The 24,284-nt window shown below is 49.1% G+C and carries 19 protein-coding genes; 7 read left to right on the forward strand and 12 right to left on the reverse strand.

Annotated elements, in window-relative coordinates; all coding sequences use genetic code 11:
• Window positions 1-42 precede the first annotated feature (42 nt).
• A complete protein-coding gene (locus tag AB0763_RS16785) occupies window positions 43-936 on the reverse strand; it encodes a LysR substrate-binding domain-containing protein (protein WP_306099597.1) in 894 nt (297 codons plus the stop codon).
• Window positions 937-1,341: 405 nt separating this feature from the next.
• Between AB0763_RS16785 and AB0763_RS16790 the strand changes: the two genes are divergently transcribed.
• Window positions 1,342-2,064, forward strand: coding sequence for a LamB/YcsF family protein (locus AB0763_RS16790; RefSeq protein WP_306099598.1), 723 nt, complete (start codon window positions 1,342-1,344; stop codon window positions 2,062-2,064).
• Between the two features lie 359 nt (window positions 2,065-2,423).
• Here AB0763_RS16790 and AB0763_RS16795 read toward each other — a convergent pair whose 3' ends face one another.
• Entirely contained in the window at window positions 2,424-3,908 is a 1,485-nt protein-coding gene (locus AB0763_RS16795) for an FAD-dependent oxidoreductase (protein ID WP_306099599.1), read from the reverse strand.
• A gap of 530 nt (window positions 3,909-4,438) precedes the next feature.
• Here AB0763_RS16795 and AB0763_RS16800 point away from each other — a divergent pair.
• Together AB0763_RS16800 and AB0763_RS16805 are read left to right on the forward strand one after the other, a co-directional pair.
• Window positions 4,439-6,340, forward strand: coding sequence for a GGDEF and EAL domain-containing protein (locus tag AB0763_RS16800; RefSeq protein ID WP_306099600.1), 1,902 nt, complete (start codon window positions 4,439-4,441; stop codon window positions 6,338-6,340).
• Window positions 6,341-6,665: 325 nt separating this feature from the next.
• Entirely contained in the window at window positions 6,666-8,318 is a 1,653-nt protein-coding gene (locus tag AB0763_RS16805) for an ABC-ATPase domain-containing protein (RefSeq protein WP_306099601.1), read from the forward strand.
• Between the two features lie 523 nt (window positions 8,319-8,841).
• Here the strand turns inward: AB0763_RS16805 and AB0763_RS16810 are convergent.
• Together AB0763_RS16810 and AB0763_RS16815 are read right to left on the reverse strand one after the other, a co-directional pair.
• Window positions 8,842-9,474, reverse strand: a complete 633-nt coding sequence (locus AB0763_RS16810) for a DNA-J related domain-containing protein (protein WP_306099602.1) — start codon at window positions 9,472-9,474, stop codon at window positions 8,842-8,844.
• 368 nt (window positions 9,475-9,842) lie between these two features.
• The gene (locus tag AB0763_RS16815; RefSeq protein WP_306099603.1) at window positions 9,843-10,682 is read right to left on the reverse strand and encodes an isopenicillin N synthase family oxygenase; all 840 of its coding nucleotides are present in this window, start codon (window positions 10,680-10,682) and stop codon (window positions 9,843-9,845) included.
• 165 nt (window positions 10,683-10,847) lie between these two features.
• Here AB0763_RS16815 and AB0763_RS16820 point away from each other — a divergent pair, with 165 nt between their 5' ends.
• Window positions 10,848-11,450 (forward strand): DUF2238 domain-containing protein, encoded by a 603-nt coding sequence (locus AB0763_RS16820; protein ID WP_306099604.1) that lies wholly within the window; start codon window positions 10,848-10,850, stop codon window positions 11,448-11,450.
• Here the strand turns inward: AB0763_RS16820 and cutA are convergent.
• From cutA to AB0763_RS16840, 4 genes are all read right to left on the reverse strand, one after another.
• Window positions 11,406-11,738 (reverse strand): divalent-cation tolerance protein CutA, encoded by a 333-nt coding sequence (cutA, locus tag AB0763_RS16825; RefSeq protein ID WP_306099605.1) that lies wholly within the window; start codon window positions 11,736-11,738, stop codon window positions 11,406-11,408. The genes AB0763_RS16820 and cutA overlap by 45 nt on opposite strands.
• Before the next feature lie 163 nt (window positions 11,739-11,901).
• Window positions 11,902-13,584, reverse strand: a complete 1,683-nt coding sequence (locus AB0763_RS16830; protein ID WP_306099606.1) for an SgrR family transcriptional regulator — start codon at window positions 13,582-13,584, stop codon at window positions 11,902-11,904.
• A gap of 66 nt (window positions 13,585-13,650) precedes the next feature.
• Window positions 13,651-13,881 (reverse strand): DUF3389 family protein, encoded by a 231-nt coding sequence (locus AB0763_RS16835; RefSeq protein ID WP_306099607.1) that lies wholly within the window; start codon window positions 13,879-13,881, stop codon window positions 13,651-13,653.
• Complete coding sequence (locus tag AB0763_RS16840) at window positions 13,871-14,329, reverse strand: hotdog fold thioesterase (protein WP_306099608.1); 459 nt, start codon at window positions 14,327-14,329, stop codon at window positions 13,871-13,873. The genes AB0763_RS16835 and AB0763_RS16840 overlap by 11 nt, the downstream gene beginning before the upstream one ends.
• 531 nt (window positions 14,330-14,860) lie before the next feature.
• On the opposite strand from AB0763_RS16840, the gene AB0763_RS16845 reads away from it, so the two are divergent.
• Complete coding sequence (locus AB0763_RS16845; RefSeq protein ID WP_306099609.1) at window positions 14,861-16,087, forward strand: outer membrane protein transport protein; 1,227 nt, start codon at window positions 14,861-14,863, stop codon at window positions 16,085-16,087.
• A gap of 193 nt (window positions 16,088-16,280) precedes the next feature.
• Window positions 16,281-17,078: a hypothetical protein gene (locus AB0763_RS16850; RefSeq protein ID WP_306099610.1), complete on the forward strand. Its 798-nt coding sequence runs from the start codon at window positions 16,281-16,283 to the stop codon at window positions 17,076-17,078.
• Window positions 17,079-17,236: 158 nt separating this feature from the next.
• Here AB0763_RS16850 and AB0763_RS16855 read toward each other — a convergent pair whose 3' ends face one another.
• Together AB0763_RS16855 and AB0763_RS16860 are read right to left on the reverse strand one after the other, a co-directional pair.
• A complete protein-coding gene (locus tag AB0763_RS16855; RefSeq protein WP_306099611.1) occupies window positions 17,237-17,917 on the reverse strand; it encodes a hypothetical protein in 681 nt (226 codons plus the stop codon).
• Window positions 17,918-18,018: 101 nt separating this feature from the next.
• Window positions 18,019-19,791, reverse strand: a complete 1,773-nt coding sequence (locus AB0763_RS16860) for a bifunctional UDP-sugar hydrolase/5'-nucleotidase (RefSeq protein ID WP_306099612.1) — start codon at window positions 19,789-19,791, stop codon at window positions 18,019-18,021.
• Window positions 19,792-20,329: 538 nt separating this feature from the next.
• On the opposite strand from AB0763_RS16860, the gene AB0763_RS16865 reads away from it, so the two are divergent.
• Window positions 20,330-21,964 carry a DUF2813 domain-containing protein gene (locus AB0763_RS16865; protein ID WP_306099613.1) on the forward strand — a complete coding sequence of 545 codons (1,635 nt, stop codon included), beginning with the start codon at window positions 20,330-20,332 and terminating at the stop codon, window positions 21,962-21,964.
• Between the two features lie 9 nt (window positions 21,965-21,973).
• Here the strand turns inward: AB0763_RS16865 and AB0763_RS16870 are convergent, their stop codons facing one another.
• On the reverse strand, window positions 21,974-22,939 hold the full coding sequence (locus AB0763_RS16870) for a hypothetical protein (RefSeq protein ID WP_306099614.1): 966 nt from the start codon (window positions 22,937-22,939) through the stop codon (window positions 21,974-21,976).
• 104 nt (window positions 22,940-23,043) lie between these two features.
• Window positions 23,044-24,213, reverse strand: a complete 1,170-nt coding sequence (hmpA, locus tag AB0763_RS16875) for an NO-inducible flavohemoprotein (protein WP_306099615.1) — start codon at window positions 24,211-24,213, stop codon at window positions 23,044-23,046.
• Between the last annotated feature and the right edge of the window lie 71 nt (window positions 24,214-24,284).

Genomic DNA, 24,284 nt, shown 5'->3' on the forward strand with positions numbered 1-24,284 from the left:
CTAACGTCTCATCTTATTGGCGAAAAGAGCGCAAAATAAACACTAAAGGTGGGAAACACCATAGCGAGTTAAAAACTCAATGCACCAGGTTTTGCTCTTGCCCATGGTGTTTCTTTTCCAAGCCAAGATCAAATCGTAATCCTGAGCCGTCTTGAGCGCCTCGATGTTTCGCAGCTTACCAGAGTCGATAAGTGGCTTAGCAACATAAACCGGCAGAGTGCCGATGCCAAGGCCGGCTTGCAGCGCTTGCACTTTTGCTGTCATCGTACTCACGGTTAAACGCGGCTGTTTTTGCAATACATTGACACTCATTGCCGGTTGATCTTGCGCCGTATCGGCAATGGCGATAATTCGATGGCGTTCTAAGGCCTGCTCGTTTAATTCACCACGACGAAAATGAATCGCATGCTCGGGACTCGCCACCCACATGGTGCTGATTTGGCCGATTTTCACCGTTTTTATCTCGCTCGGGTATTGGCCAAAATCGGGGCAAACCAACAAATCGGCTCGCTCTTTTTGCAACGCCTCAAGACAACCACTTAAGATCTCTTCTTGCAGTTTAACTCGTGTCGGCGCCACGGTTTCTAATTGGCGCAATAGCGGAAAAAAGCCATCGACCGGCAATAAGCCGTCGTAAGCCAAGGTCAAGTCAAGCTCCCAGCCATTGGCCAACGCTGTCGCATCAAAAACCAATTGCTCACTGGCTTGTAAGATCGCCCGCCCTCGTTCGAGCAACAACTGACCCGCCGGGGTTAACGTGGCTTTGTAGCCGGAGCGATCATAGATCAAGATGTCCAGATCTTGCTCCAATTTCTGTATTTGGTAAGTGAGCGACGATGTGGCTTTGTTAAGCTCTTGACTCGCGGCGGCAAAGCTTCCTCGCCTTTCAATCGTGTCGAGTATTGATAAAGCATCAAGAGAGATAGGTAATTTCATGGCGGCCCTTAACGTGTTGGATACGTTAAGAATACGCATTTTCGAACAAGAGGAAAAGGAAGGGAAATCGCAATAGAAAAAGAAATAATGAGCCAATAAGAAAAGGCAGATCATCGTCACAGCCGATCACCCGCCCTACGCACCGCTTAGAAATTGCGCTTCTCTTTTCTGACCATCAAGAAGCCCGCAACCAAAAATGCACCAATTAACGCTAATTCCATCATCATACCCAAAGTGTCGTAAAAAAAGTCGCGCAAATTCTAATCAACTTTTTAACTAAAAACCATCATTAATATCAATTAATGGCACTTTTTTAACTATTTTTTACCTAGAATGGGTTTTTCCATTTACCTCGCCGTGCAAACAACGAATACTGACGTTAAATTGTCAAAGCAAGGTTTGTATATGCCAGATCAAAACATCACGATCAACTGTGCCGTCGGCGAAAGTTTCAGCGTTTGGGACAAGGGGTTTGATGAAGTTATTTTTCCCAATATCGATTTAGCCAACATCGCTTGCGGCTTTCACGCGTCCGACCCTGCGACGATGGCGAGAACCATTCAGCGAGCGGCGCAGCACAAGGTTAAAATCGGCGCGTACCCCAGCTTCCAAGACCGAGTCAACTTCGGCCTGCAATCGCAAACCTTACCACTTGAAGACATCACCCAATTAATTTTATACCAAGTTGGCGCATTACAAACTCAGTGTCAGTACTTTGGGCAACGGCTTCATCACATTCGACCGCAAGGCGCTTTATTTGAACAAATGATGGCCGAAGACGACGTTATGCGCGCCATTTGTATGGCCAGTGCCTCACTCGGATTACCCCTAATGGTGGCGGCTAGCCAAGACAACGAACGCAGTTTGGCCATCGCCGACGACTATGACGTCCCCTTATTGTTTAATATTGAGGTCGATAAGCCCCATCCGGCCACCAGCGCCTCGGCCAGAAAGCTCGACAGCCACAATATCATTGCCCAGGTGACGCATTTAATCGACTTTGGTCAGTGGTACCAAGGTTCAAACCAAGAGCTTGCCATTGAGGCCGACACCCTTTCATTAAGTGTCGACTGCGCACAAGATGCCTTGCTTATTTATCAGTTACGCCAAATTATTGATGGCGCATAATACCAATCGGATTGAGTATGTGGTCAATGGGTGCGCAGCATCAAGCTTGAGAACAAGGCAACCTATTTTGCTTATTAATACAAGACCGTCGTTGTTCTACAAACTATTTTCACAACGATGTTATCGAGTTTTTTTGATCTGCTAGGTGATCTGCTAGGTGAGCCGCTATTGAGTTAGAATAGTACAACCTCAGTTGAAATAAAAAATGCCTCAGGGAACACTGAGGCATTGAATGTACACTGAGGCATCGAATGTACACTGAGACATTGAATAACCATGGATTGAAAAATTCAACACGTGGTTTAGGCCGCCGTCATCAATACGCGACCTCAATTCACTTTCAAATCAAACCCATTGGATTAACTGGCCATGCTGGTTTCATCGCAACGGGTTATTTCTTTTGCGCGGGCCTCTTCAGTGCTAGTCTCTCCAGACACTTGAGCCAATTCGACAGGATACTGCCTTAGGGTCGCCAACGACATCGCGGTTTGCTCGGTCTGCTCGAGGCTGTGTGACGTTGTCACGCTGTGTGTGCGCTCTATATCCCTGTCCCTCTCAATGCCAAACCAATGGGCGGCAATTTTTTGCGCGGCATACAAGGTCGAAGAGGCCTTAACAATTTCTATCCGGGCATAATTGTCTTCAAAGAAGCTCACATCCGAAGCGCGCAGCGAAGGGTCACGCCCCGGAATTTGCTGCGCACCAAACAGCGGCTTACCGGCCACTTGAGCCGTTTGATAGCTAGGAATAAACTGCGCAACATGGGCAATGGCTTTCGTCGTTCTCAAGTCAATATCCTGCTGCTCCCAACCCGTGTCGATGCGATGAATGTGTTTAGGGTCTAGCTTCGGCTGGGAAGACGTACGATCGGAAGAGACGAGCCCATTGTCAAACAGGGTAATATCTGGCGTCATGCCGTGCAATTGAAACACGCCGTTGCCATAAGGGGTCAACTGCGCCATGCCTTTGTCTGTGCCCCTTGGGCCGTGAAAAATCACTTCAGGCCACTGCTCATCCCCTTGATGCCAACGAGTGACGTAAGCAGATTTAAACTCGACTAAGCGTTCGCAACTGGCGCCAATTTCATCGTCCCACACCCCGGTGCGAAAACCGCACGCGTTAATGAGATAGTCAACCTCTAGGTTTTCTTGCTGTCCATGTCGCTCGAATTGCACTTGCCACCCATGCTTGTCTCGGTGCAAGTGCTGAACCTTGGCTTGTGTCATCACTTGGCAGTTCGGCGCCTTGTCTAGCGTTAAATGGGCCAAGGCCGCTAAACGAAACACACTCCAACCGTACTCTTGCACCACCACGACCGGGTATTTCAATTGTTCGAGGTCGGCGTTTTTGGCAAAGGGAATACACCACTCTTCAAGCGTCTTGGGTGACTTAGGTTGCGACTGCTTGGCAAGCGCGGTTAACGCATCGCGATCCAGCAAACGATAGTAGGCATTAGGGTCACCGAGCACGCGGTTTTTCTCGTCACTATCGACCAATTGCTGATAAGCGCTCTGAATGGTCTCTAAACGAGGCAAGAGGTCTTCTGGGGTGCCGCCATCGGATTTAGGTACCGCAATCACCGTCGGGCGAACATTGATCGAGTGCGGAAACAAACGCACACTGTCAATTGATTGTTTGAGCAGTTCGACACATTGCTGTTGAGAGATTTCGCGGTACAGGTTACCGCCCGCATGCAAATGGCAAATCGGTGGACCATTGACCAGACTAGGGCCTTTTTCAAGAATGGAAACCTTAAAGCCCAGCTCAGTAAAATGGATAGCCGCTGTCGAGCCTGCTACACCACCACCAATAATGCCTATGTGTTTACCTTCGTTCGATTTCATTTCTGCCATCTTATTTGTCGGTTTGTTACAGTTTACCTATCAATTACAGTGAAAAAAATCACATTTTTGACAGGGTTTTCGTCTTGATTCACTTTTACACTACTTTTATCTTGACAGCATAGCCTATACACAAAGATCAAACCGTCGAATTTGCATCAAGCATCGGTGTTTACTTGCCTAGCGCCACGCCTAATCACACACAAATGGATGCCGTGGCAAGTTATCCCAAAACTTATCCACCGATTTTGTGGATAACCTTTAACAAATGCTTTTTGTGTATTGATATTTAAGCAATTCATCAGCAAAAAAGCTTGACTCTTGTGCCGTTTGGCCGTTGATAAAAAGTAAAAGTTCCCTCAAAGCGCAGGATTACTGTCTTTACGACATTCATCTTTAATCGGATCAGTCTCAACGCTAAGCTCAATTATGAGACAATAAATTGCTTTCGCTAAAAAGTGATAAATATCTATTTCAACAATAGGCAAACTCACTATACTTAATTGATATTGCTTAACTGGTTGAGAATCTTAATGTGTAACCAAATTAAGTGGGGGCAAAGCTTGTCTTTAACTGCCACGACCTATCAAGACTGGCAGAACCTGATAGAAATGATAGCCACGTTCACCGGCGCCGACAGTGTGGTGATCAGTCCTATCGGTGACAAGGCCATTCCCCTCAAGGTCGAACACAACAAGCGCCGGATTGAGCAAGCCTTTTGTTTTACCCTCCTTTGCCAAAGTATTGTCGAAAGCCAAAAGTCGCTGCTCATTGAAGACTTACCTCACAGTGAAGAATTTCAACATCTATATCAAGCGCGCAGTCAAATAAAAAGCGTCCTCGGTTATCCCTTGCTCTGGCCTGATGGGCACGTCTTTGGCAGTCTCGTTTTGCTGTTTTCTGAGCGGCATCCTTTCTCGGCTTCAGAAATCGCCCTAGTAGAGCACTCGGTCCGCACGCTACAAATGGAACTGAAACTCTTGTGGCATAGCCACTCTCTTAAACTTGAGCCATCAGGGCTTGAAAAATCTGGGCTTGAACAATCTGGGCCCGACCAAATCAAGCCCGAGGATCAAAAGGCCGAAAACTTACTGACACCATCATCGCAAATGGTTAAAACCCAACCCCGCTCGGACTTTTATCAATATCACGACAATGCCACACAATTGCTCAATCGCAGCGGCCTGCTCAACGCGTTATCAAAAATGAGCATCAAACACGCCTATCTGAGTATTTTGTCGATCGGTATTGCCAATGCCGCCAGCTTGCAAAGCAAATTTGGCGTCGATGCGCTGGATGCGGCTATTGTGCTTTTTAACCAACGCATCCAAAGTTTGGTGCCGAGCAACAGCTTGATAGCCCGCACCGCAACCAGTGAGTTGACCTTAGTTATCCTTGACAAAACACTGCACGACAATATCGAAACCCTCTGCCGCCAAATCCAACAAACCACCTATCACGGCTTTCACTTCTCCGACTTCGATATTCAATTTAATACTTTTATTGGCATTGCCCAACAAATCGGTGATGACTACCCAAAAGCCTTGCTACTCAAAGCCAATCAAGCCATGCTCTTGTGCAAAGACAGCGGTTACTCGCATCAGTTTTATCACCCAGAGCACACCGAATCGCTGAAACAGCACAATCAATTGGAAAGCTTTTTATTACAAGCAGTCAGAAACGATGACTTGATGCTCTACTATCAAGCTAAAGTGTGTGCAAAAACTGGCGCTTGGATCGGTGCAGAGGCCTTGTTGCGTTGGAAGCACCCGATTTTGGGCATTATTTCCGATGAAGCCTTAATTACCATGGCCGAAAATAATGGCCTCATCTACTCTGTGGGGGCGTTTGCCTTACGTAGTGCCATCGAAACCGCCAAAGCTTGGTCTGCCTATGTCGAGTCGTTTTCGATTGCAGTCAATGTCTCTGCGTTGCAATTGCGTCGCCCCGATTTTAGTCAACAAGTCGAGCATTGGCTAAAAAGCTATCAATTGCCCGCCAAATACATTCAAATCGAGGTCACCGAATCCTCAGTGTTGACTCAAGATGCCACCACCGCAGACAATATCAAAGCGCTGCATAACTTGGGCTTGGCGTTGGCCGTTGATGATTTTGGTACCGGTTTTGCCTCTTTTAGTTATTTGAAACGCTATCCTTTCCAAGCAATAAAAATCGATAAATCCTTCATTAACCATATCGAGCACTCACACCACGACCGAGCGATCGTAAAATCGATCATCGGCGTTGCCAAGCAAATGAAACTGCAAATCATTATTGAAGGCATCGAAAGCCAGAGCCAAGCGGATTACTTAAACACCCTAGGTTATGACATCGCGCAAGGCTTTATACACAGTAAACCCATGCCGGCGAAAAAATTTGGCCAAGCATTGCGATTACACCAACCATCACCACCGAGCTCAGCCGATCGTCAATAACCCATCACGGATAACCAACCAATAAGCCTTATACCCATCTGATTCAGTATAAGGTCAATGAGAGCGCAGAGAAAAAGCTTGAGAACCTTGAGAACAAGACAAGAAAAGACGGTGAGTCGTCGTTCTACATATTATGCTCTTAACGACATTATCGCGCTTTTTTAACCCGCTAAGGTGACTCGCTATTGAGTTAGATTGCTATTAGACACGCCGGCATTTTGCCGTACTGGGGACCGGCGCAATGAGGACAGTGCTTTACTCGGCGCAACTGACTTCCTATAATCGCCCCGCTTGTACGACTATTTATAACCTTGGACCGCTTTCTATGGATCAATTGATCGCTCAACTCAAAAAAATCGAACGCCAGACCTATCGCGCTTATCAACAAATCAAAGGACGCTACGCATTCAGTGACTTTGAACTCTTGATTGATACCGTTCAATCTGATCCCTACGCCGCCTCCTCTCGGTTACGCGCCATTCGTCCGTGGGCATTAACCGGTCTGACTGAGCTTCAACAACAGTCTCTCGCTTATCAACGCGGGGCGCGAGACTTTATCGCTCGCCGCTTTGCCGAGCAGATCAAGCACGAACCCAATGTCGATGTCACCATCAGTGAGCAAACGATTTTAGACAGTACCGCGGTGCTGTTTAACGACAGCGGGATTGAACTGCGTTTTCGCGTTTCATTGCCTGCAGAAGGTCGTACCGTCTTGGGCAAAAAAGCGATCAATTTACTGACTCACCACTTGCCAAAATGGATTCGTAAAGCGACGGCGAAATTGGAATTGGACCTCGAAGCCTTGCACCTGCACTGTCAAACCGTTGAAAACCAAGCGGCACTGCGCGCACAACTTAAGCAACACCAATTAGTGGCTTTTGTCGCCAACGACAGCGTATTACCTCGTTTGGCGGGTGACAGTGAGTTGCCAATGAAAGACGCCGTCACCTTCCAAAGCCCAGCCAGTTTGAGCGTCACACTAGAGACCCCACACAACGGGCCCATGACGGGGATGGGCATTCCCGAGGGGGTAACCTTGTTTGTCGGCGGCGGCTTTCACGGTAAAACGACCTTGTTGTCGGCGCTACAAAAAAGCATTTACGATCACATCCCAGGCGACGGTCGCGAATATGTGGTCATGGATGAGTCGGCAATGAAAATTCGCGCAGAAGATGGCCGTGCGGTTCATCAGTTAAACTTGTCCAATTACATTAAATCACTGCCACACGGGATCAAAACCGATTGCTTTAGCAGTCAAGATGCTTCGGGCTCTACGTCACAAGCGGCGGCGTTACAAGAAGCCGTCGAAAGCGGATGCCAAGCGGTTCTGATTGATGAAGACTCATCGGCCACCAATTTTATGATCCGCGATGAGCGTATGCAGGCTTTGATCCACCGCGATGCCGAGCCCATCACGCCATTTGTCGACCGAGTCCGAGATTTGTATCAGCACTGTGGGGTATCGAGTCTGATCGTCATGGGCGGTTCAGGGGATTATTTAGACGTGGCAGATTGCGTGATTCAAATGCACGAATACCAAGCGTTTGATGTCACCGAGACCGCCAAACAAGTCGTCAGTGACTATCCGAGTAAACGACAAAGTGAAACCGACGGGCAATTTGTGACGCCGTCACCTCGTTCATTCAACAGTCGCGCGTTGATGAAAATTTTACAAGAAGGTAAGTTTCGCGTTGGGAATAAAGGCCATAATCAGCTGCGTTTAGGGCAAACCATTGTTAACTTAGCGGCGTTAGAGCAAATCGACAGCGGTGCAGAAATCAATGCCATCGCATGGTGTCTATTCCAATTAGCGCAGCAGCAACAATGGCTCAATGAGCCGGTACAATCGGTCGATGCTTTGCTCAATCAAGATTGGTATCAAAGTTTGCCGCCGCATGGTGATTTGGCCAAACCAAGACGCTGTGATGTGATGGCCGCGCTCAATCGTTGTCGCGACAGTCAATTTAAGGCCGGGTAAGCGCACTCGACAAAGGTGTATTGACCCCTTGAAGACAACACCCAGCGGTGTGGGTGTTGTTTATCGTGTATTTGTTTTTCGTGTAGGGCCCGATGCGCCAGATTGCGGATTGGCATGTGTACCCAATACTTGCTCAATCGCTAAAATCGACGTCTTAATTGTGGCTTCTCAATATCTGCCATGCACTGCACAGCTGTCGAAAGCGTTCGCTGTCGCCATTTGGTCTGCTCTGGAGTTGCTGCCAACGCATCGGGCGCAGTTGGCATGTCTGCACAGCACACGCTCAATCGCTAGAATCGACATCTTAATTGTGGCTTCTCAATATCTGCCACGCACTGCACAGCGCTCGAAAGCGTTCGCTGTCGCCATTCGGTCTGCTCTGGAGTTGCTGCCAACGCATCGGGTCGCGCAGTTGGTATGTCCGCACAGCACACGCTCATCGCTAAAATTGACGTCTTAATTGTGGCTTCTCAATATCTGCCACGCGCAGCACAGCACATGCTCAATCGCTAAAATCGACGTCTTAATTGTGACTTCTCAATATCTGCCACGCGCTGCACAGCGCTCGAAAGCGTTCGCTGTCGCCATTTGGTCTATCCGGATGCCAACGCATGGCCAAACGACGCCATTGTCTGCGAATGGTCGCCGCGCTGGCATCTTCAGGTAACTCAAATAAAGCCAATGCCTGCGCGGTACTGAGCTCCAGAGCACTGTCATGCCCCAAATAGCCTTGATATCGAGTCCAAAACTGATCGAGTAAGCGGCGGATCTCCCCTTCTTCCGCTTGGTAATGTTGCCAATCGAGATAGTAGGCTTTGAGCGGGTCGTCGGCTTGTGGCGCGCAGTGCGACGGAATGGTGTGAAACAACACAATGTTCATCGCTTCGACTTGCAACCACTGCTCAGGCCACAAACTCTCTTGCAGTTGGTACAAAGCGTTCATAATGAGAAAGTTGCGCTTAAACAAATCTTTATATTCAGAATCGTCAAGGGTCGGCATCACCTGTTGCTGAGTGAGGTGGGCCGCTAATGTATGGACTTTCCAGCCATCGGGTTGGTTTTTTAACACTTCCCAAAGCGGCCAAAGCAACGGGTTTTCAAAATCCCCCGTCGCGCTAACGCCGCCCTCGGTGGGTTTAGCAGAATTTGAAGACATAAAAAGTAAGCGATATCCAAGCGAATAGAGTCGCCATTCAACGCCACTCCCTGGGTATTGTCGAACAAAAAAATACAAAAAAAGGAATAAATGTGATCTTATCCCAATCCCATTTATTCCTTAGTGTCATTGACGGTCATTCACACATCGAACGGCGGAATCCGTCTTAAGCGATGCCCGGTGATAAGTTATACCAATCAGATTAAGTAGGTGGTCAATGAGTACGCAGAATCAAGTATGAGAACAAGGCAACCTATTTGCTTATCAATCTATTTGCTTATCAATACAAACAGTGAGTCGTTGTTCCACCAGCTATTTTCTTCACGCTGTTATCGACTTTTTTAACCCGCTATTGTGTTAGAGTGGTATTAAATCACGCCTAGCTCTTTTAAACGCTCCATTAAATAGCTGTGTGCCGTATAGCGGTCTGACAACACAACCTCAGGGCTTGGGTGCAAGAACAACGGCAATGAAATACGCGAATGGCTAACGCGCTCACCACTTGGGTTGATAACGCGGTGCGTCGTCGATGGGAAGTAGCCACCAGAGGCTTCTTGTAACATGTCACCGATGTTGATAATGAGGTTGCCAAAGTCACAAGGGACATCAAGCCACTCACCGTCTTTGGCCAACACCTGAAGACCTGGCTCGTTAGACGCCGGTAAAATGGTCAGCAAGTTGATGTCTTCGTGCGCTGCGGCTCGAATAGCGCCTGGCTCTTCGTCACCGGTCATTGGCGGGTAATGCAAAATACGCAGCAAGGTTTTTTCACTTTCTGCCACCATGTTCGACAGCGGAATGGAATAACGCGCTTTCACCTCTTGTGGCGAGTGCTCTTCAACCCAAGACAAGAGCGTTTGCGCAAACTCATTGGCTTGTTGGTAATAGGTCAGAATGTTTTCGCGCAACGCATCAGGGATTTGCCCCCAAGGGTAAACGTGAAAGTATTCTTTGATATCTTTAACGGTCTGCCCTTTGGCTTTTTCTGAAATGGTTGGTGGAAAGTAACCATCTTGCGTGTCGCTGTTGAACAAAAAGTCGTTCTTTTGCTCAGAGAGGAAAAATGCTTGCCATTGCTGGTAAATCGTCTCGACCAATTGGTGAGAAATGGGGTGGTTTTTTAACACACCAAAGCCAGTGTTGTGCAGAGAGGTGACAAATTGCTCTGCAGCATTATCCGCGGCAAAATCGACAGTTTCGAGTTTCATGGAAGACCTTTATCATCATTATTGATGAGGTTAATGATAGGTAATCCTTATCTAAATGCCAAACGTTTCCCTAGCAAATTTAACCGAATCCGAACCAAGCGCACAATTGAACAGCGTACAATTCTGTGACAAGATGATCACAAGCACATTCATTGAGGTTCCGTTATGAAATCATCATCCTGCTTAACGCTGTTCACACTCCTTTACGGCCTGCTTTTTGCGTTTGTCGCCGCCACGGCTAAGGATTATGGGGTGTGGCTGGCTGAAATCTTACCTGCAACCTTGATACTGATACTGATTTGGCTGACCAGATCTCGATTTCCGCTTTCGACCACCGCCTATGTCTTGATGTTTATTTGGTTAACGCTGCATACCATTGGCGCGAAGTACAGTTTTGCAGAAGTCCCCTTTGACTGGTTCAATCACCTGATTGGCTCAGAGCGCAACCAATTTGATCGCGTGGCCCACTTTTCAATTGGTCTTTACGCCTACCCAATCGCCGAAATTTTATTGCGCCACAAAAAGCTTTCCTTGCCCATCGCTGCCAGTTACGCCTTGTTCGCCATTATGTCGGTCGCGGCCGGTTATGAAATCGTTGAGTGGTGGTATGCCGTACACGTCGGCGGCTCGCAAGGCATTGCGTTTTTAGGCTCTCAGGGCGACGTATGGGACGCGCAAAAAGACATGCTGTGCGACACATTAGGGGCGCTCTGCGCATTGGGATTATTGGTCTTGCAAACCCGCCGTCGACTCGCGTATCCAAGCTAAATAAGGTGAAAATCCGTCGCAAATCGGCAACTGAATGATTTGCGGCACTTGGTATTCGTGCACCGCCAAGATCGCTTGTTCAACTTGCGGGTACAGTGACAGGCGGGTTTTTATGCTGATCAGTATTTCGCTGTCGTGGCAGATCTCCTGCTCCCACAAGTAATGGCTTTGGATGGTTTGCGTTTGCACACAAGCGGCCAGTTTATTGTCCAATAAATATCGGATAATCGACTCGGCGTTGCCTTCGCGGCTGGTGGTGGTCATGACCACACAATATTTTTTTGTCATTGATGCTTACCCCACAAGTCCTGTTATCCCCTGTTACAGTGACAGTATATTACAGCGACAGTATAATCGCGTTTGCCAATTGCGTATCGTGATCAAGGACTAATAGCTTAACAATGAATGTTTTATTGGCCATTTTCCCGCGCTTCTTTCACAGCCACAAGGGTCACGAGAGGGTTGGATTGACCCACACCGAGGAAAAGTCGAACCAGCCAAGAGCATTGCATTTGGTGTTTTGCAATGCCCCGCAGTGATCTTGATTGATGCCCAACCAACAGTGAAATAGTGGCACCACGTGCAGCGATTCGATTAACCGTTTGCCAATCAAGCGGCCGGGAAAGTCGCCTTGCTCATCGGCTTGCCAGTCGCGCACCCACTCTTGCCAAGCATCAAATTCAGGCCGGATGGCAAAGCTTGCCAATTGACTGTAATCCAATAACCAAGCGGCCAAGGCATCTTGGCGGTGCGTCGCCATGCCCATGGCCTTTAGGCACACATCAACCTCTTGTTCTAGCACCTGATCGTAAGCCAGTAAGTCAACCTCAATCCCTTGCTGCTGCAGTTTTTGTTTGATCACCTGTGCCAGCAACATCAGCACTGGGTGCTTGTCTTGGTAAGCCAAGCTGATGACGTCGACGTTGGCAGGCGTGGCTGGCAGTGCGTCGGCACGGTGATCCATCCAGCCCGGTTTGATGCCGTAAGCGGGCACCAATCCGAGTTCATTCACCTTGTGTTGTGGCAAGTCGCGCATCAATTGCAAGCCATTCAAATGGGCGCTCAAATACTGGGCCACATCCGGCCGACTGGCGATCCCGCTACGGCGATTGATCATCAGCAACAAGCTACCAGGATCAAGGGCCACGTCATCGTTACTCGCGGACGGGGTAATGTTGAGCGTGTTGAGGCTCGGGTAAACAATCGTTGAATAGCTGTCATCAACCACCCACACTTCCACTTGGTCGAGTAAAGGGCGAAAACCGAAGTAATCATCAAAGGCGGTTAACGTGAGTTTGTTGGACTTATTTTCGGTCACTTGAAATGGCCCAGTGCCAATCGGTATTTTCGCGTAATCAGGCCCTTGTAATGAGAGGGGCAGTTGCAGTTTGGCCACCACTTCAGTGAGTAAGCGCGGCAGGTGATGATCGGGATGGCTGAGGTGAATATCTAGGGTGTTGTCCGCCACAATCTCAATGCGTTCGATATGGGCAAACAAGCGAAAGCTTCTCGTGCGCCACAAGCTGTCTTTGACCATCTCCTCTGTCAGCGTGAAGCCGTTGTGAAAGTGAATATTCGGTCGCAAATAAAAGCGCCAATGGGTCGCCGAGCATTGCTGCCAGTGATGCGCGACATCGCCCACCACCTGTTCATTGTGATCAAGTTTGGTCAGGCCGCTAAACACTTGTGACATGATATGCACTTCCGAGCGGCGAAATGGCTGGGTGGGGTTCAGCGTTGGCAATGGGCGATAATAAGGCAAGCGCAGGGTTTGTTTGCCGCCCTTGTGTTGTACGCCTAAATACTGTTGCAGCACTTGATTGAGCTTGCCCATGTCGTGGTCGAGGCTTTCAAGCGCTTTGTCCATTTTGCCTTCATCAAGCCAGTGTTTGGCTCTGTCGCTGGCAATGTCATCGCGGTGATGTTTAAAACGCAACGTCGATAATTTGCCGCGACCGCTTTCCGGTTGCCATTCTATCCAACCTGCGTCTTCAAGCTTGTTGAGCACCATTCTGGCGTTGCGACGCGTACAGCAAAGTAGCTCAGTGATCACGTCTAACTGAGTATCACCATCTTGGCCTTGAAAATGATCAAACAGGCGATCAAATTGCGCTTTTAAACGACGACTGGACATAAAAGAGGAAATCTTACACTGAACATCATACGCCCTATTGTGCGGATATTTCCTCTTTTTTGCAATTTAATCGATCGCAATCGACAAGGCTTTAGCCAATTGATCGACCAGTTGATCGTCGGTGAGCTGAATATGCCATTGGCATTCCATGTCGTTGGCTACCATCACCGTCGGCGAACGGCCAAACAATTTGATCGCATCGTGACGGGCTTGTAGCGTTGTCGCAGGCTGGGTTAATTTCACCACCACTTCACGAGCGGTAATGATCACTTTTCCCCACGGTTGTTCATAGGTCATCTTGTCCCCTTTTAAAAGGCCGTTTTTGTTTAAGTACGGCCATGGTGAGACGGCTCAGGCAAATCTTTCGCCCGCGCTCGTCACAAATCTCGATCTGCCACACTTGAGTACTCTGGCCTAGGTGAACAGGCGTTGCCGTGCCGATCACCTCGCCACTGCGTTTGGCTCTTAGGTGATTGGCGTTCACCTCTAAGCCCACACAGTAATCGCCTTCGACAACCGCGTAATTGGCCGCCACCGAGCCTAAGGTTTCAGCCAGTACCACCGATGCGCCGCCGTGCAACATACCGAGCGGCTGATGGGTGATGGCGGCGACCGGCATACGGGCTTTGAGATAATCATCACCTATCTCACAATACTCGATGCCAAGATGCGCGATCAGGGTTTGTTGAGAACTTTGATTTAAGCGCGCTAAATCGATGTCGCGCTTCCAGATAACTTGGCTCATCAGCGCTAATCCCTCCTAGGTTAACGATTTTCCCACCGCCACTGGCGCGACACACCGCAGGGTAAACGGGGTCGATTGTTGCCAATCGCACTGTGAACTCGCTCTCAAGATAACAAGTCTATTTTTGCCAGTTTAATTGAATAAACACATGATATACAGGTATTTAGCAGCAAGTTTTCCTTCAAACCAACTGCTCTGACCTGTTTGTCATACACTACACTTTGATGACAGTTCAGGTATTATCCGCCGACTTTATTCGAATAGATTATCAAAAAACAAATAAAGAAAACTTCTCATTATATGATTACGCGGTGTCATTTTTCCCAAATCGCGTTTATTTCAGAGTGATAAATACTTGATTTTGACAACACTATGACGGCTATAACAGTTTTGTGAAGTTTTTTCGGTCTTTTTTTGACAACACATCAGACCACTCATTAACATTTATACAACATTTCAGACACAAATAAGAAAAACTAAGTTCAATGCTCATCCGAGACACTTGGACCAACGCCCTAGGAGGGATTAAGAATGAAGAAGCTACAAAAAACATTGGTAGCGAGCAGTGTTTTGCTTGCCACTCAAGCCTTTGCGGCCGGGTTTCAAGTGAACGAACACTCGGCATCGGGCCTTGGACGTGCCTTTTCTGGTGAAGGTGCGGTGGCCGATAACGCCTCTGTGATTGCCCGTAACCCGGCGGCGATGACCTTGTTTGACAGCGCCGAGTTTTCTGGTGCCCTGTCTTACATCGATCCTGAAATTGATGTTACTAACAAAACTAATGGCCAAGAATCGAAAGACGTGGCACCGTCACAAATCGTTCCGGCTGCCTATTACCTCTCACCGATCAATGAGCAATGGGCTTGGGGGATTGGCCTATTCACTTATTACGGCGTTGCCACCGATTACCCAGATGATACCACCGCGGGCACCAATGCCGGTGACACCTCTTTGGTGAGTGTCAACCTCAACCCGAGTCTGGCCTATCGCATCGATGAGCAATGGAGTGTCGGCGCAGGCTTAAACCTTGTCTATGCCAAGGCAGAATTGAACCGAACTTATGGCGATATTGGCGCCTCTGTTGGGGCATCAGCCTCTGATAACTTTGTCAGCATGGAAGGGTCAACCTGGGGCTATGGTTGGAATGTCGGCGCGATGTACGAGTACAACGAACACAACCGCTTTGCCGCCACTTACCGCTCAAAAGTCGATCTAGAATTTGATGGCGATTACAGCAACAGTTTATTCGGTGTTGATACAGAAGCCGAACTTGATGTTCCCCTACCAGCCATTTTTGAGCTGTCGGCTTACCACCGTTTGAATGAGTCTTGGGCAATTCACTATGGGTGGCAATGGACCGAGTGGAGTGATTTTACTGATCTAACCGCATCTTCTGATAACTGTACGTTTAATGCTGGTACCTGCTTTAACAAAGATGAGTCTTATGAAGACAACAACCGCTACTCGATTGGCGCGACCTACTTCTTGAATCCAAATTGGATTCTGCGTGCCGGGTTTGCCTACGACGAGCAAGCGGGCAAATCAACCTTGAGTATCCCAGATACCGACCGTTACTGGTACAGTGCCGGCTTTACTTACATTCACAATCCAAAATGGTCGGTGGATGTTGGTATGACATTGATTGATACTAAAGACATCGAATTTGATGAAACCAGCAGCTCAGGTGTCACATACGACTACAGTTCAGAAGGTATTACTTACATTGGCGCTGTGCAGGTCAACTACAAGTTCGACTAACACGCTTCATAGTACATAAATTGGCAAAAGCAGGGTTCGTCCCTGCTTTTTTATTGTCGGTACTTTTTCATCCGCTTTGTTAGGGGATTTTTTCTTTTTACTGAGATTTTGTCATTTCAGCTTCAATAAATCGTGATATAGTGAAACCACTTGAATAACAATAAGTCACCATCACTTTCAGAAAGGAACTCACATGGCAAAGGTACACTTTATTGGCGGAGAAAAAGGCGGCGTCGGCAAATCGATGACCGCGCGTTTGTTAGCGCAATTTCACATTGATCAGCAACGCCCTTTTTTAGGCTTTGATTGCGATGCCTCTCATGGCACTTTTTCACGCTTTTACCGCGATTTTGCCGCACCGATTATCGTTGGCGATGAAGAAAGCCTCGATGGCCTGCTCACCGTGATTGAAGAAAATCCAGACAAGGATTTGATTATTGATCTCGCCGCGCAAACCGCCAATCCGATTGGTCGTTGGATAGAAGAAACTCAAGTGTTTGATTTGCTCGACGAGCTCGGTCATCAAGTGTACTGGTGGCACGTGATGGACGACGGTTTTGATTCTGTCTCACTATTGGCGGGCATCTTAGAAAAATACCAAGCAGAGCCGGTGTCGTTTGTGGTGGTCAAAAACTACGGTCGCGGTCAGAACTTCACTAAGTTTGAACAATCCCCGGCTTTTGAGCGCGCATTAGCCCAGCAAGCCATCATCATTGATTTGCCTAAATTACAAACCAAACTGACGCAAAAAATTGATTTTAACAACACCAGTTTTTGGGCCGTGGCCAACGACCGCAGCCTGATGAACATCGCTGAGCGTCAACGTATGAAAGTGTGGCTTAAAAACGCCTATCAATCGCTGGCCTTTTTGCAACAGCCCACGTTAGCACAATCAAACCAACAAGATGAGCAACCTGAGCCGCAGCCAGAAGAGCACGTCCAATGGCAAACGCAAGAGGTTCCGCTCAGCCACTCAACAGAGCAGCACTAAGCCGCGGCTGAAAAAGCCAGCGCGAGGAAGTAAAAGCTTGCTCGCTTGACCGTCGCGATAGAGACCGGCTCGCGCTAAAGGGGCCGGTCAATCGTCCTTTTCATCTTCGCTTTTAGCGCTGTAGAGCGTTAGAGCCACAAGCGTGACGTTTTCCTGGCTTAAAAATTGGCGTTATCGACCATAGTTAAAAATCGTTTGAACCCTTCACTGGCCACATATCGATTGGCAAAATTGACCACACTTGGCGAGATCGGCTTATCGTAATGCCAGTTTTCTTTCGCCTGTTGAAAGCTCAATGGGCCGCAGTTGGCTTGGATTTGCTCGTCGTCTTTAAGATCCAGTTGAGCGTAAAAGCTGCTGGCATAGCCGATTTCATCCACCATCGACAAAGGCATCAAATAACGGCGATGGACTAAGCGTTTGCCTTGTTTATCACTCTCATCGACCGGTAAAGCATTGAGGGTCTTTTCTTCGCCATTAATGAAGACATGCAAAGACTCCCCATCAATAATTTCTGCCCCTTCGGTGCGATTGGCGACACTAAATGGCAAGGTCACCGTCACTTGTACTTGAGCGTTGTCGTGCTCTTGTTTGCCCTGATAGAGCTCAAACCCCATATTGGGCTGACAGTAGAGTTTCGACATGGTAAGGGATTGTGTTTTGCCCTCCCCGTCTTGGGCAATCGAGGGTACATTGTAAAGCTTGGCCATCATGCCTTCGAGCCCGGTTGCGGGCGGCTCGTCGTTGGTGCGACTTTGGCGACCAGAGTCGACGCTGGCGCAAGCTTGTAACAAGAACAAGCTGCTAAGCAGTACTAAGTTGTATTTTCCATTCCACATGGTTGTTTATCGACCTCGTTTTATTTCTCAATGTTGGTATGGTTCAATGTCGGTATGGTTCAATGTCGTGCTTTGCGGTGTGGTTGCGTCTCTTTGCAAACTCACGGCTTTTGCGGCGCGTTATCGGCACACTCGCGCTCATGGGTGTCACTGGCGGCATCGATTGCGCGATCACTTGCCCGCTCCTGCAAGGCGTTGGTCTTCGTTTGCAAAAATTGTATAAAGCAATCGGCCATAGTCAACTCACTTGCCTGACAATTGTCGGCCTTTAAAATTGCATCATAACCTTCTTTGCCTTTCATGGTGTAGAGCGTTGAGCTGCCTGTGTAGGTGCGCTGTGGCTCTACCACTTGCCATTGGCCATTTTGGTAGATGGTTAAATTGGCAATGCGCTGCCCGGCACTGGCGCTAGGGTGGTAGTCAAAGCTCAGCCCATAGACATAAGGGTAGCTGCCCCCACCGGTTCCTTGTACGCCGTTGTTGGTGGCATTGTTAATCGCCCCTTCAAGTAGCGCCTTTAGGTTATCGCCGTCAATGTCATAACACCCCACCGGGATAGAAAATGGCAGTAAGCGGCCAGCAATATCGCCACTGGTGATCGCCCCAGCCGGCAAGTCGGTACGGGTGCCCCCCGCATTGTGAATGGCAAAATCGACGTGCTTGCCCAGTGCGTTCATCGCATGGTGAAAAGACTGTGCCACCAGCGGTGCAATATCACTGCCGCCTTGTTGGTCTGGCACTCGAACGTGGCGTTTTTTACTCGGATTGTGGGCGATCACATGTTGTTGCCAACGAGTGACATGTGGCTGATAGTGCTTGGCCAGTAGTTGTTTGATCTCTGGGTCTTGCGGGCACCAACACGTCAGGGGATGCTGGTCTAAAATCGCTTTGGCTTGTTGGTAGCTTTGTTCGGCTAATGGCTCGGTTAAGCTTGGCTCAATACACAGGCTGCGCCCGAGCAATAATTCGTTTTTCCCAGCAAATGCCACCACTTGGCCTTCGGCGTCAAAGCTGATTTGGCAGTGGCCCAGGGCTTGGGCGTGGCAGCCAGATTGCACTATGTAAGTGCGGTTGATTTTACGGCCGTAATCGTCGTCTTTGCCAAGCCCGAGTTCGCTAAAGTCACCCTGTAAGCGGTGGGTGTGGGCGCCAATGATCAGCCCAATGCCGTCGACGCGTTGTGCTAAATCGATGTCGCGCTCGTAACCCAGGTGGCTGAGTAAAATAATATGGCGGATCCCTTGTTGGTGTAACCACGCGACGGTTTGACGCGCCGTCTCGATGGCATCGGCAAAGTCGGTGTCGGCATCGGGGTTGGCGATGTCGTGCATTTTTTCGATCGACAGGCCAAACAAGGCCACCTTTTGCCCTTGGTAGTCGTGTATTTTGACCTTAGCTCTGCGCTCGGTCGCGTCATAGGCGAACAAGTTGCGTTGCGCTGCCAGCGGGTGTGCTTTGCCTGCTTGTTCACGCGATAGGTCCCAGTTACCGGCCAGCATCGGAAAATGGATGCGGTTTAGAAAGTGGTAGACCGGCGTGTTGCCCATGTCGAGTTCGTGATTGCCAAGCGCCATCGCGTCGATGTTGAGCGCATTGAGTAGTCGGGCGTTAGCTTCGCCTTTAAACAAGGTGAAGTACAAGGTGCCTTGAAAGCAGTCTCCGGCGTGGAGCAATAAAAACGGCTGCTGTTTGGCGCTCGCTTGTGCGCGTAGCGCTTTCACGCGGCTGGCAATGCGAGCAAACCCACCGACGCTGACATAAGGGTGGATAGGCCCAGACGGCGTGTTTAAAGTCAGTGGCAGATGGGTAGGCTCAAAATACGAATGGGTGTCATTGAGGTGAGCAATGGTTAAGGTCAGTACAGCTTGTGTCATGGTGGTTTTCATCTCCTAATACTAACCCAATCGTGATGACAAATTGGTGACACCCGGTTTGTCAGGGTTTCTCTACCCTTGCTGTTTAAGGTCTCTTTTTGTAAAAAAAGTTCCTAACTCATTGGGTTAGTTTGTTGTTTTCCACTAAAATTTTAGTGTGGCCCAGGGTTCGCGGCTAGCTTGAGGTTTGGCGACCGACTTGGTCACCGTAAAGCGCAACGAAGAGGTGACCGAGCGCGGTGCTGGCGAACCCAGCGGGCTTTTCGTTGCACCAGCCGTCGTGGTAGTGGCTCGATGTAACGGCAGTTTGCGGCGCGTGGTGTTCGCGCTTGACTTTGGTGGCCGCTTGATGGCCTCAATCCACGGTTGGTGTTAAGCCGTTTGCCATCGGGGATGGTTCGTTTTATCACCATCGGTTTTATTGTCATCGAGACTATTCGCCTACTCAGGTGATCGGCAATGCAGTCAGATGGGTAGCCACTGGCCTTTAAACTGAGCATCACTCACGCCGCTTCAACGGCCCATGACGGGAGGCGCAATGCAACTAGAACGCATCGAAATCGCAGGGTTTCGAGGAATAAAACGTTTGTCACTGAGCATTAATGCGTTAACCACCTTACTCGGTGAGAACACCTGGGGTAAATCATCCTTACTCGATGCCTTGAGTTTAGCATTACCGGTTGAAGGAGAGCTACCTCAATTTTCGATTCGCGATTTTCATCTCGATTACGCTCAGTCACAACCACAAAGTCAGCAATTGCATATTGTATTGGTGTTTGGTTCAACCGATAAGCAGCAAGAAAGAGCGGTGCGCTATCGCAAGTTAGCGCCCTTGTGGGTCGTTCACCAGCATAAGAAGAAGATTTTTTATTGTTTGCGAGCCCATCGTCAGGGTCAGCAAGTGACGACCGAGGTGGATTTTCTTTGTGCGCAGGGCTTGCCTTTGCCACTCACCAATAAACAGGCTTTAGCCAAGGAGTTGATGAGTCTGCATCCGATTTTGCGTCTTAAGCAATCTCAGCAGGCGTTTGCGGGAAATCCGTCGCAGTCGTCGCCGGCTTTGGTTCGCCTTGAGAAGCGGATCAATAATACCTGTCGTCGTTTGCTTTCCACACCGGGCCATGTCAATAAAGGCGAGATCCGCAGCAGTCTTTCCGCCATGCATTCGCTGATCGGCCATTATTTTTCGTTTAAGGCATCGGCCTCGAGCCGCTCACAAGATGGGTTGAAGGATAATTTGTTTTATGCCGCCAGTTCGACAGAGCCCTCGTTGCAGCGGTGGATTTCTGGTCAGCAAGATAAGCAAACTCAGTTGCTGTTAATGCGGCTTTTGAATGCGTATCTGCAGGCCAAAGGCAAGGTTAAGCTTCGTCAATGTGCCCGGCCGATTTTGATCATAGAAGATCCCGAGGGGCATTTGCACCCGACCCAGCTCGCAAGGGCCTGGAGTTTGATTCAGCGTTTGCCAGTGCAAAAGGTGTTGACCACCAACAGCAGTGACATTGTCAGTTGGGTGCCGCTTGGCTCAATTCGCCGGTTGGTGAGAAAATCGGATAAGACGCAAAGTTACCACTTAAACCCGGAGGAGTTTTCTCAAGATGAGCTGCGCAAAATTGGCTTTCACATTCGCTATCACCGCACTGGGGCCTTGTTTGCGCGCTGTTGGTTGTTGGTTGAAGGGGAAACCGAGGTATGGCTTTTTAATCAGTTTGCCCAGATTTGTCATTATAATTTAGCGGCAGAGGGCGTGCAGATTATTGAGTTTGCGCAGTCAGGGCTGAAGTCACTGATCAAGGTTGCTCAGACGCTGGGCATTGATTGGCACGTGGTGACCGATGGCGACATGGCTGGTAAGAAGTATGCCCATTCGGTGCGTTCGCGTTTGCTTCATGAACCAGAGCGGCATCATTTGTCGGAATTGCCCGATTTAGACATTGAGCATTTTTTGTTTCACCATGGTTTTGAGCCCTTTTTTAAGTCGCTATTGCGCATTCCGTTGGATCACCCTATCCCCGCTAAGAAAGTCGTTAATCGTGCGTTGAAAAAATACGCCAAGCCAGATTTGGCGTTGGCGATTGTCGATTATTGTGAGCAGTATGGCACCGAGCGGATTCCTTTGTTGATCCGTTGGATTTTAAAGCGGGTGGTGACCAGTGCCCGCGGCCGGCAGTGAGTGTGACGTTTATTTGTTATTGTTGATGATTTGCCATTGGGCATGATTGAGGTCATTGGCTTGGCACCAGGCGGGGTCTTGTCTGGCTTGTAGGTAGAGTTGCAGGTTGTGGTAAAACTCAAACGCGGCGACTCCGCCATACTGAGCGTGATCATCAAAAAACGCATCTTCGGCCTCGTTTAATTCGGCAAGGTTGCGTATTCCTCGCGTCATCGCCCAATCAATGTGTTCGCTGCTCACGTTAAATTGTTTGGTGGTGACCGAGCAGATTTGGGTGTTGGCAAGCTGACTTTCTCGCTGCGCGATCTGCTCGGCTTCTCGCTGCTCTTCTTGTTGCAGTTCGATCTCTTGAATGATTTGATCGGCTTGGCGACGGCTGACTTTGCGGTTGAGGCGGGCAATTTTTAAGGCGTAACCGAGGCGTTCGCTGCCGAGGATGTCGACCAGTTGGCTAAACAGGTAGTTGTCTAGCCCTTCGGCTTGCACGTAAAACTCAACTGCCGCGTTGAGGTGAATAAAGGTTTTGTTGTCGAACTCGAAGCGGTGGGCATCGTTAATGATCTCGAGGGGGATGCCGTCGATGGCCAACTCCCACCCGGGGTAGTCGACGCGTTGCTGCGCGATTTGGTACATTTGCCAAGCACTGCGTTTAAAGCCTTTAAAAGACGCCCCATCGAATTCGGTTTGCTCGAGTTCTTCTTTGCTCCAGTTGACGCCAATCGCGAGGTGTTTGGCGTATTTTTTCATCAGTTGGTGTTTGATGTGCAGTCGCCATTCCCACACGTTGTCTCGGTCACTTTGTTGACTGAACGTTTGGCATTCGTGGCAACATGGGATCTGCAGTGCCAGTTCGCGGTGTTGGTTTTGTTTGGTTTTCGGGTTGGGGAAAAAGCTCTGTTGGTTGCTTGGCTCGCCGCAGAACCAGCAGGTATGTCGCTGATTAAAGGGGATATCGATTGGTTGGTAGTCGTTCATCACTGGCCTATGTGTCGGGGTTGGCGCTTATGTGGCTAACCATAGACGAACTCGGCTATTTTGAAAAGCCTCACCCGCATCGGGCAAGGCTATTTTGTCAAACCTTAAAACGCTTCGCGGTGTATGCGTTCGGTTGGCCATCCCATGGCGAATAACTGCTCGGTGTAGTGTTTGATAAAGCCCGTCGGGCCGCAGAGGTAAACGTCGGCATCGTGAAACTTCGCTTGCAAAGTGTCTTTAAGATCGATTGGGGCGCTCTGTTGCTCGCCCTTGCGGTCTGAGTCATAAAAATAGCGCACCTCCATCCCCTGCTTGGCCCACGCATCGGTTGTCGGTTTGAATGCGTGAACTTTGGCGTTGCGGGTACAGTGAAGAAAAGCCACGTTTGAGGCGAGTTCGGGCTTGCGCATCGCCTCTTCTGCCATCGCCATCATTGGGGTGATCCCGACGCCGCCACTTAACAAGACGATCGGTCTTGCGGTGCTTTTATCCAACGTGAATTCACCAAAGGGCGCTGAGACATCCAATATCGCCCCTTCTTCGATGTTTTGGTGTAACCAATGAGAGACAACCCCTTGGTGATGGGCATCGCGTCCGGGCTCTTTTTTGACCGAGATACGCAAAGCATCGTGGCCTGGTGCTTGAGATAAGCTGTATTGGCGCGGTTGGTAAATACGTTGCTCTTCTAGCCAAATGCGCACACTGATGTACTGCCCGGCGAGGAATTGTGGCAAGGGGCCGTTGTCGGTCGGCGCGAGGTAAAACGAGGTGATTTCTTCACTTTCAGCGACTTTTTTGATCACTTTAAACGGTCGCCAACCGGTCCAACCTAACTCGTCTTGGATGGAGTGTTGGTAGAGTTTGGATTCGACACCAATAAATAAATCTGCCAGCGATTGATAAGCCTCGGCCCAGGCGGAGACGAGTTCGGGTGTGGCCGCTTCTCCAAGCACTTCTTGAATCGAGGCCAACAGGTGTTTACCGACAATACTGTATTGTTCTGCTCGGATGCCTAAACTGGTGTGCTTGTGAGCAATTTTATCCACCACGGGTAATAATACCGAAGGGTCGTCGATGTTTTCTGCGTAGGCTAATACGGCAGACGCTAAGGCTTGTTGTTGGCGGCCTGAGTGTTGGTGCGCTTGGTTGAAGATGTGTTTGAGCTCTGGGTTGTGGCTTAACATGCGCTGATAAAAGTGGGTCGTGAGGGCAACGCCGTGTTCGCGTAAGACAGGGACAGTGGCACGGACTAAGGCTTTTTGTTGTTCATTCATAGAAGGCTCCGAAAGGTCAAGTATGGATACCAAGCTCAACATAGAGAGTGGTATTCCAATGAGAAATTCAT

This window comes from Vibrio sp. HB236076, from assembly GCF_040957575.1.
Taxonomy (GTDB): domain Bacteria; phylum Pseudomonadota; class Gammaproteobacteria; order Enterobacterales; family Vibrionaceae; genus Vibrio.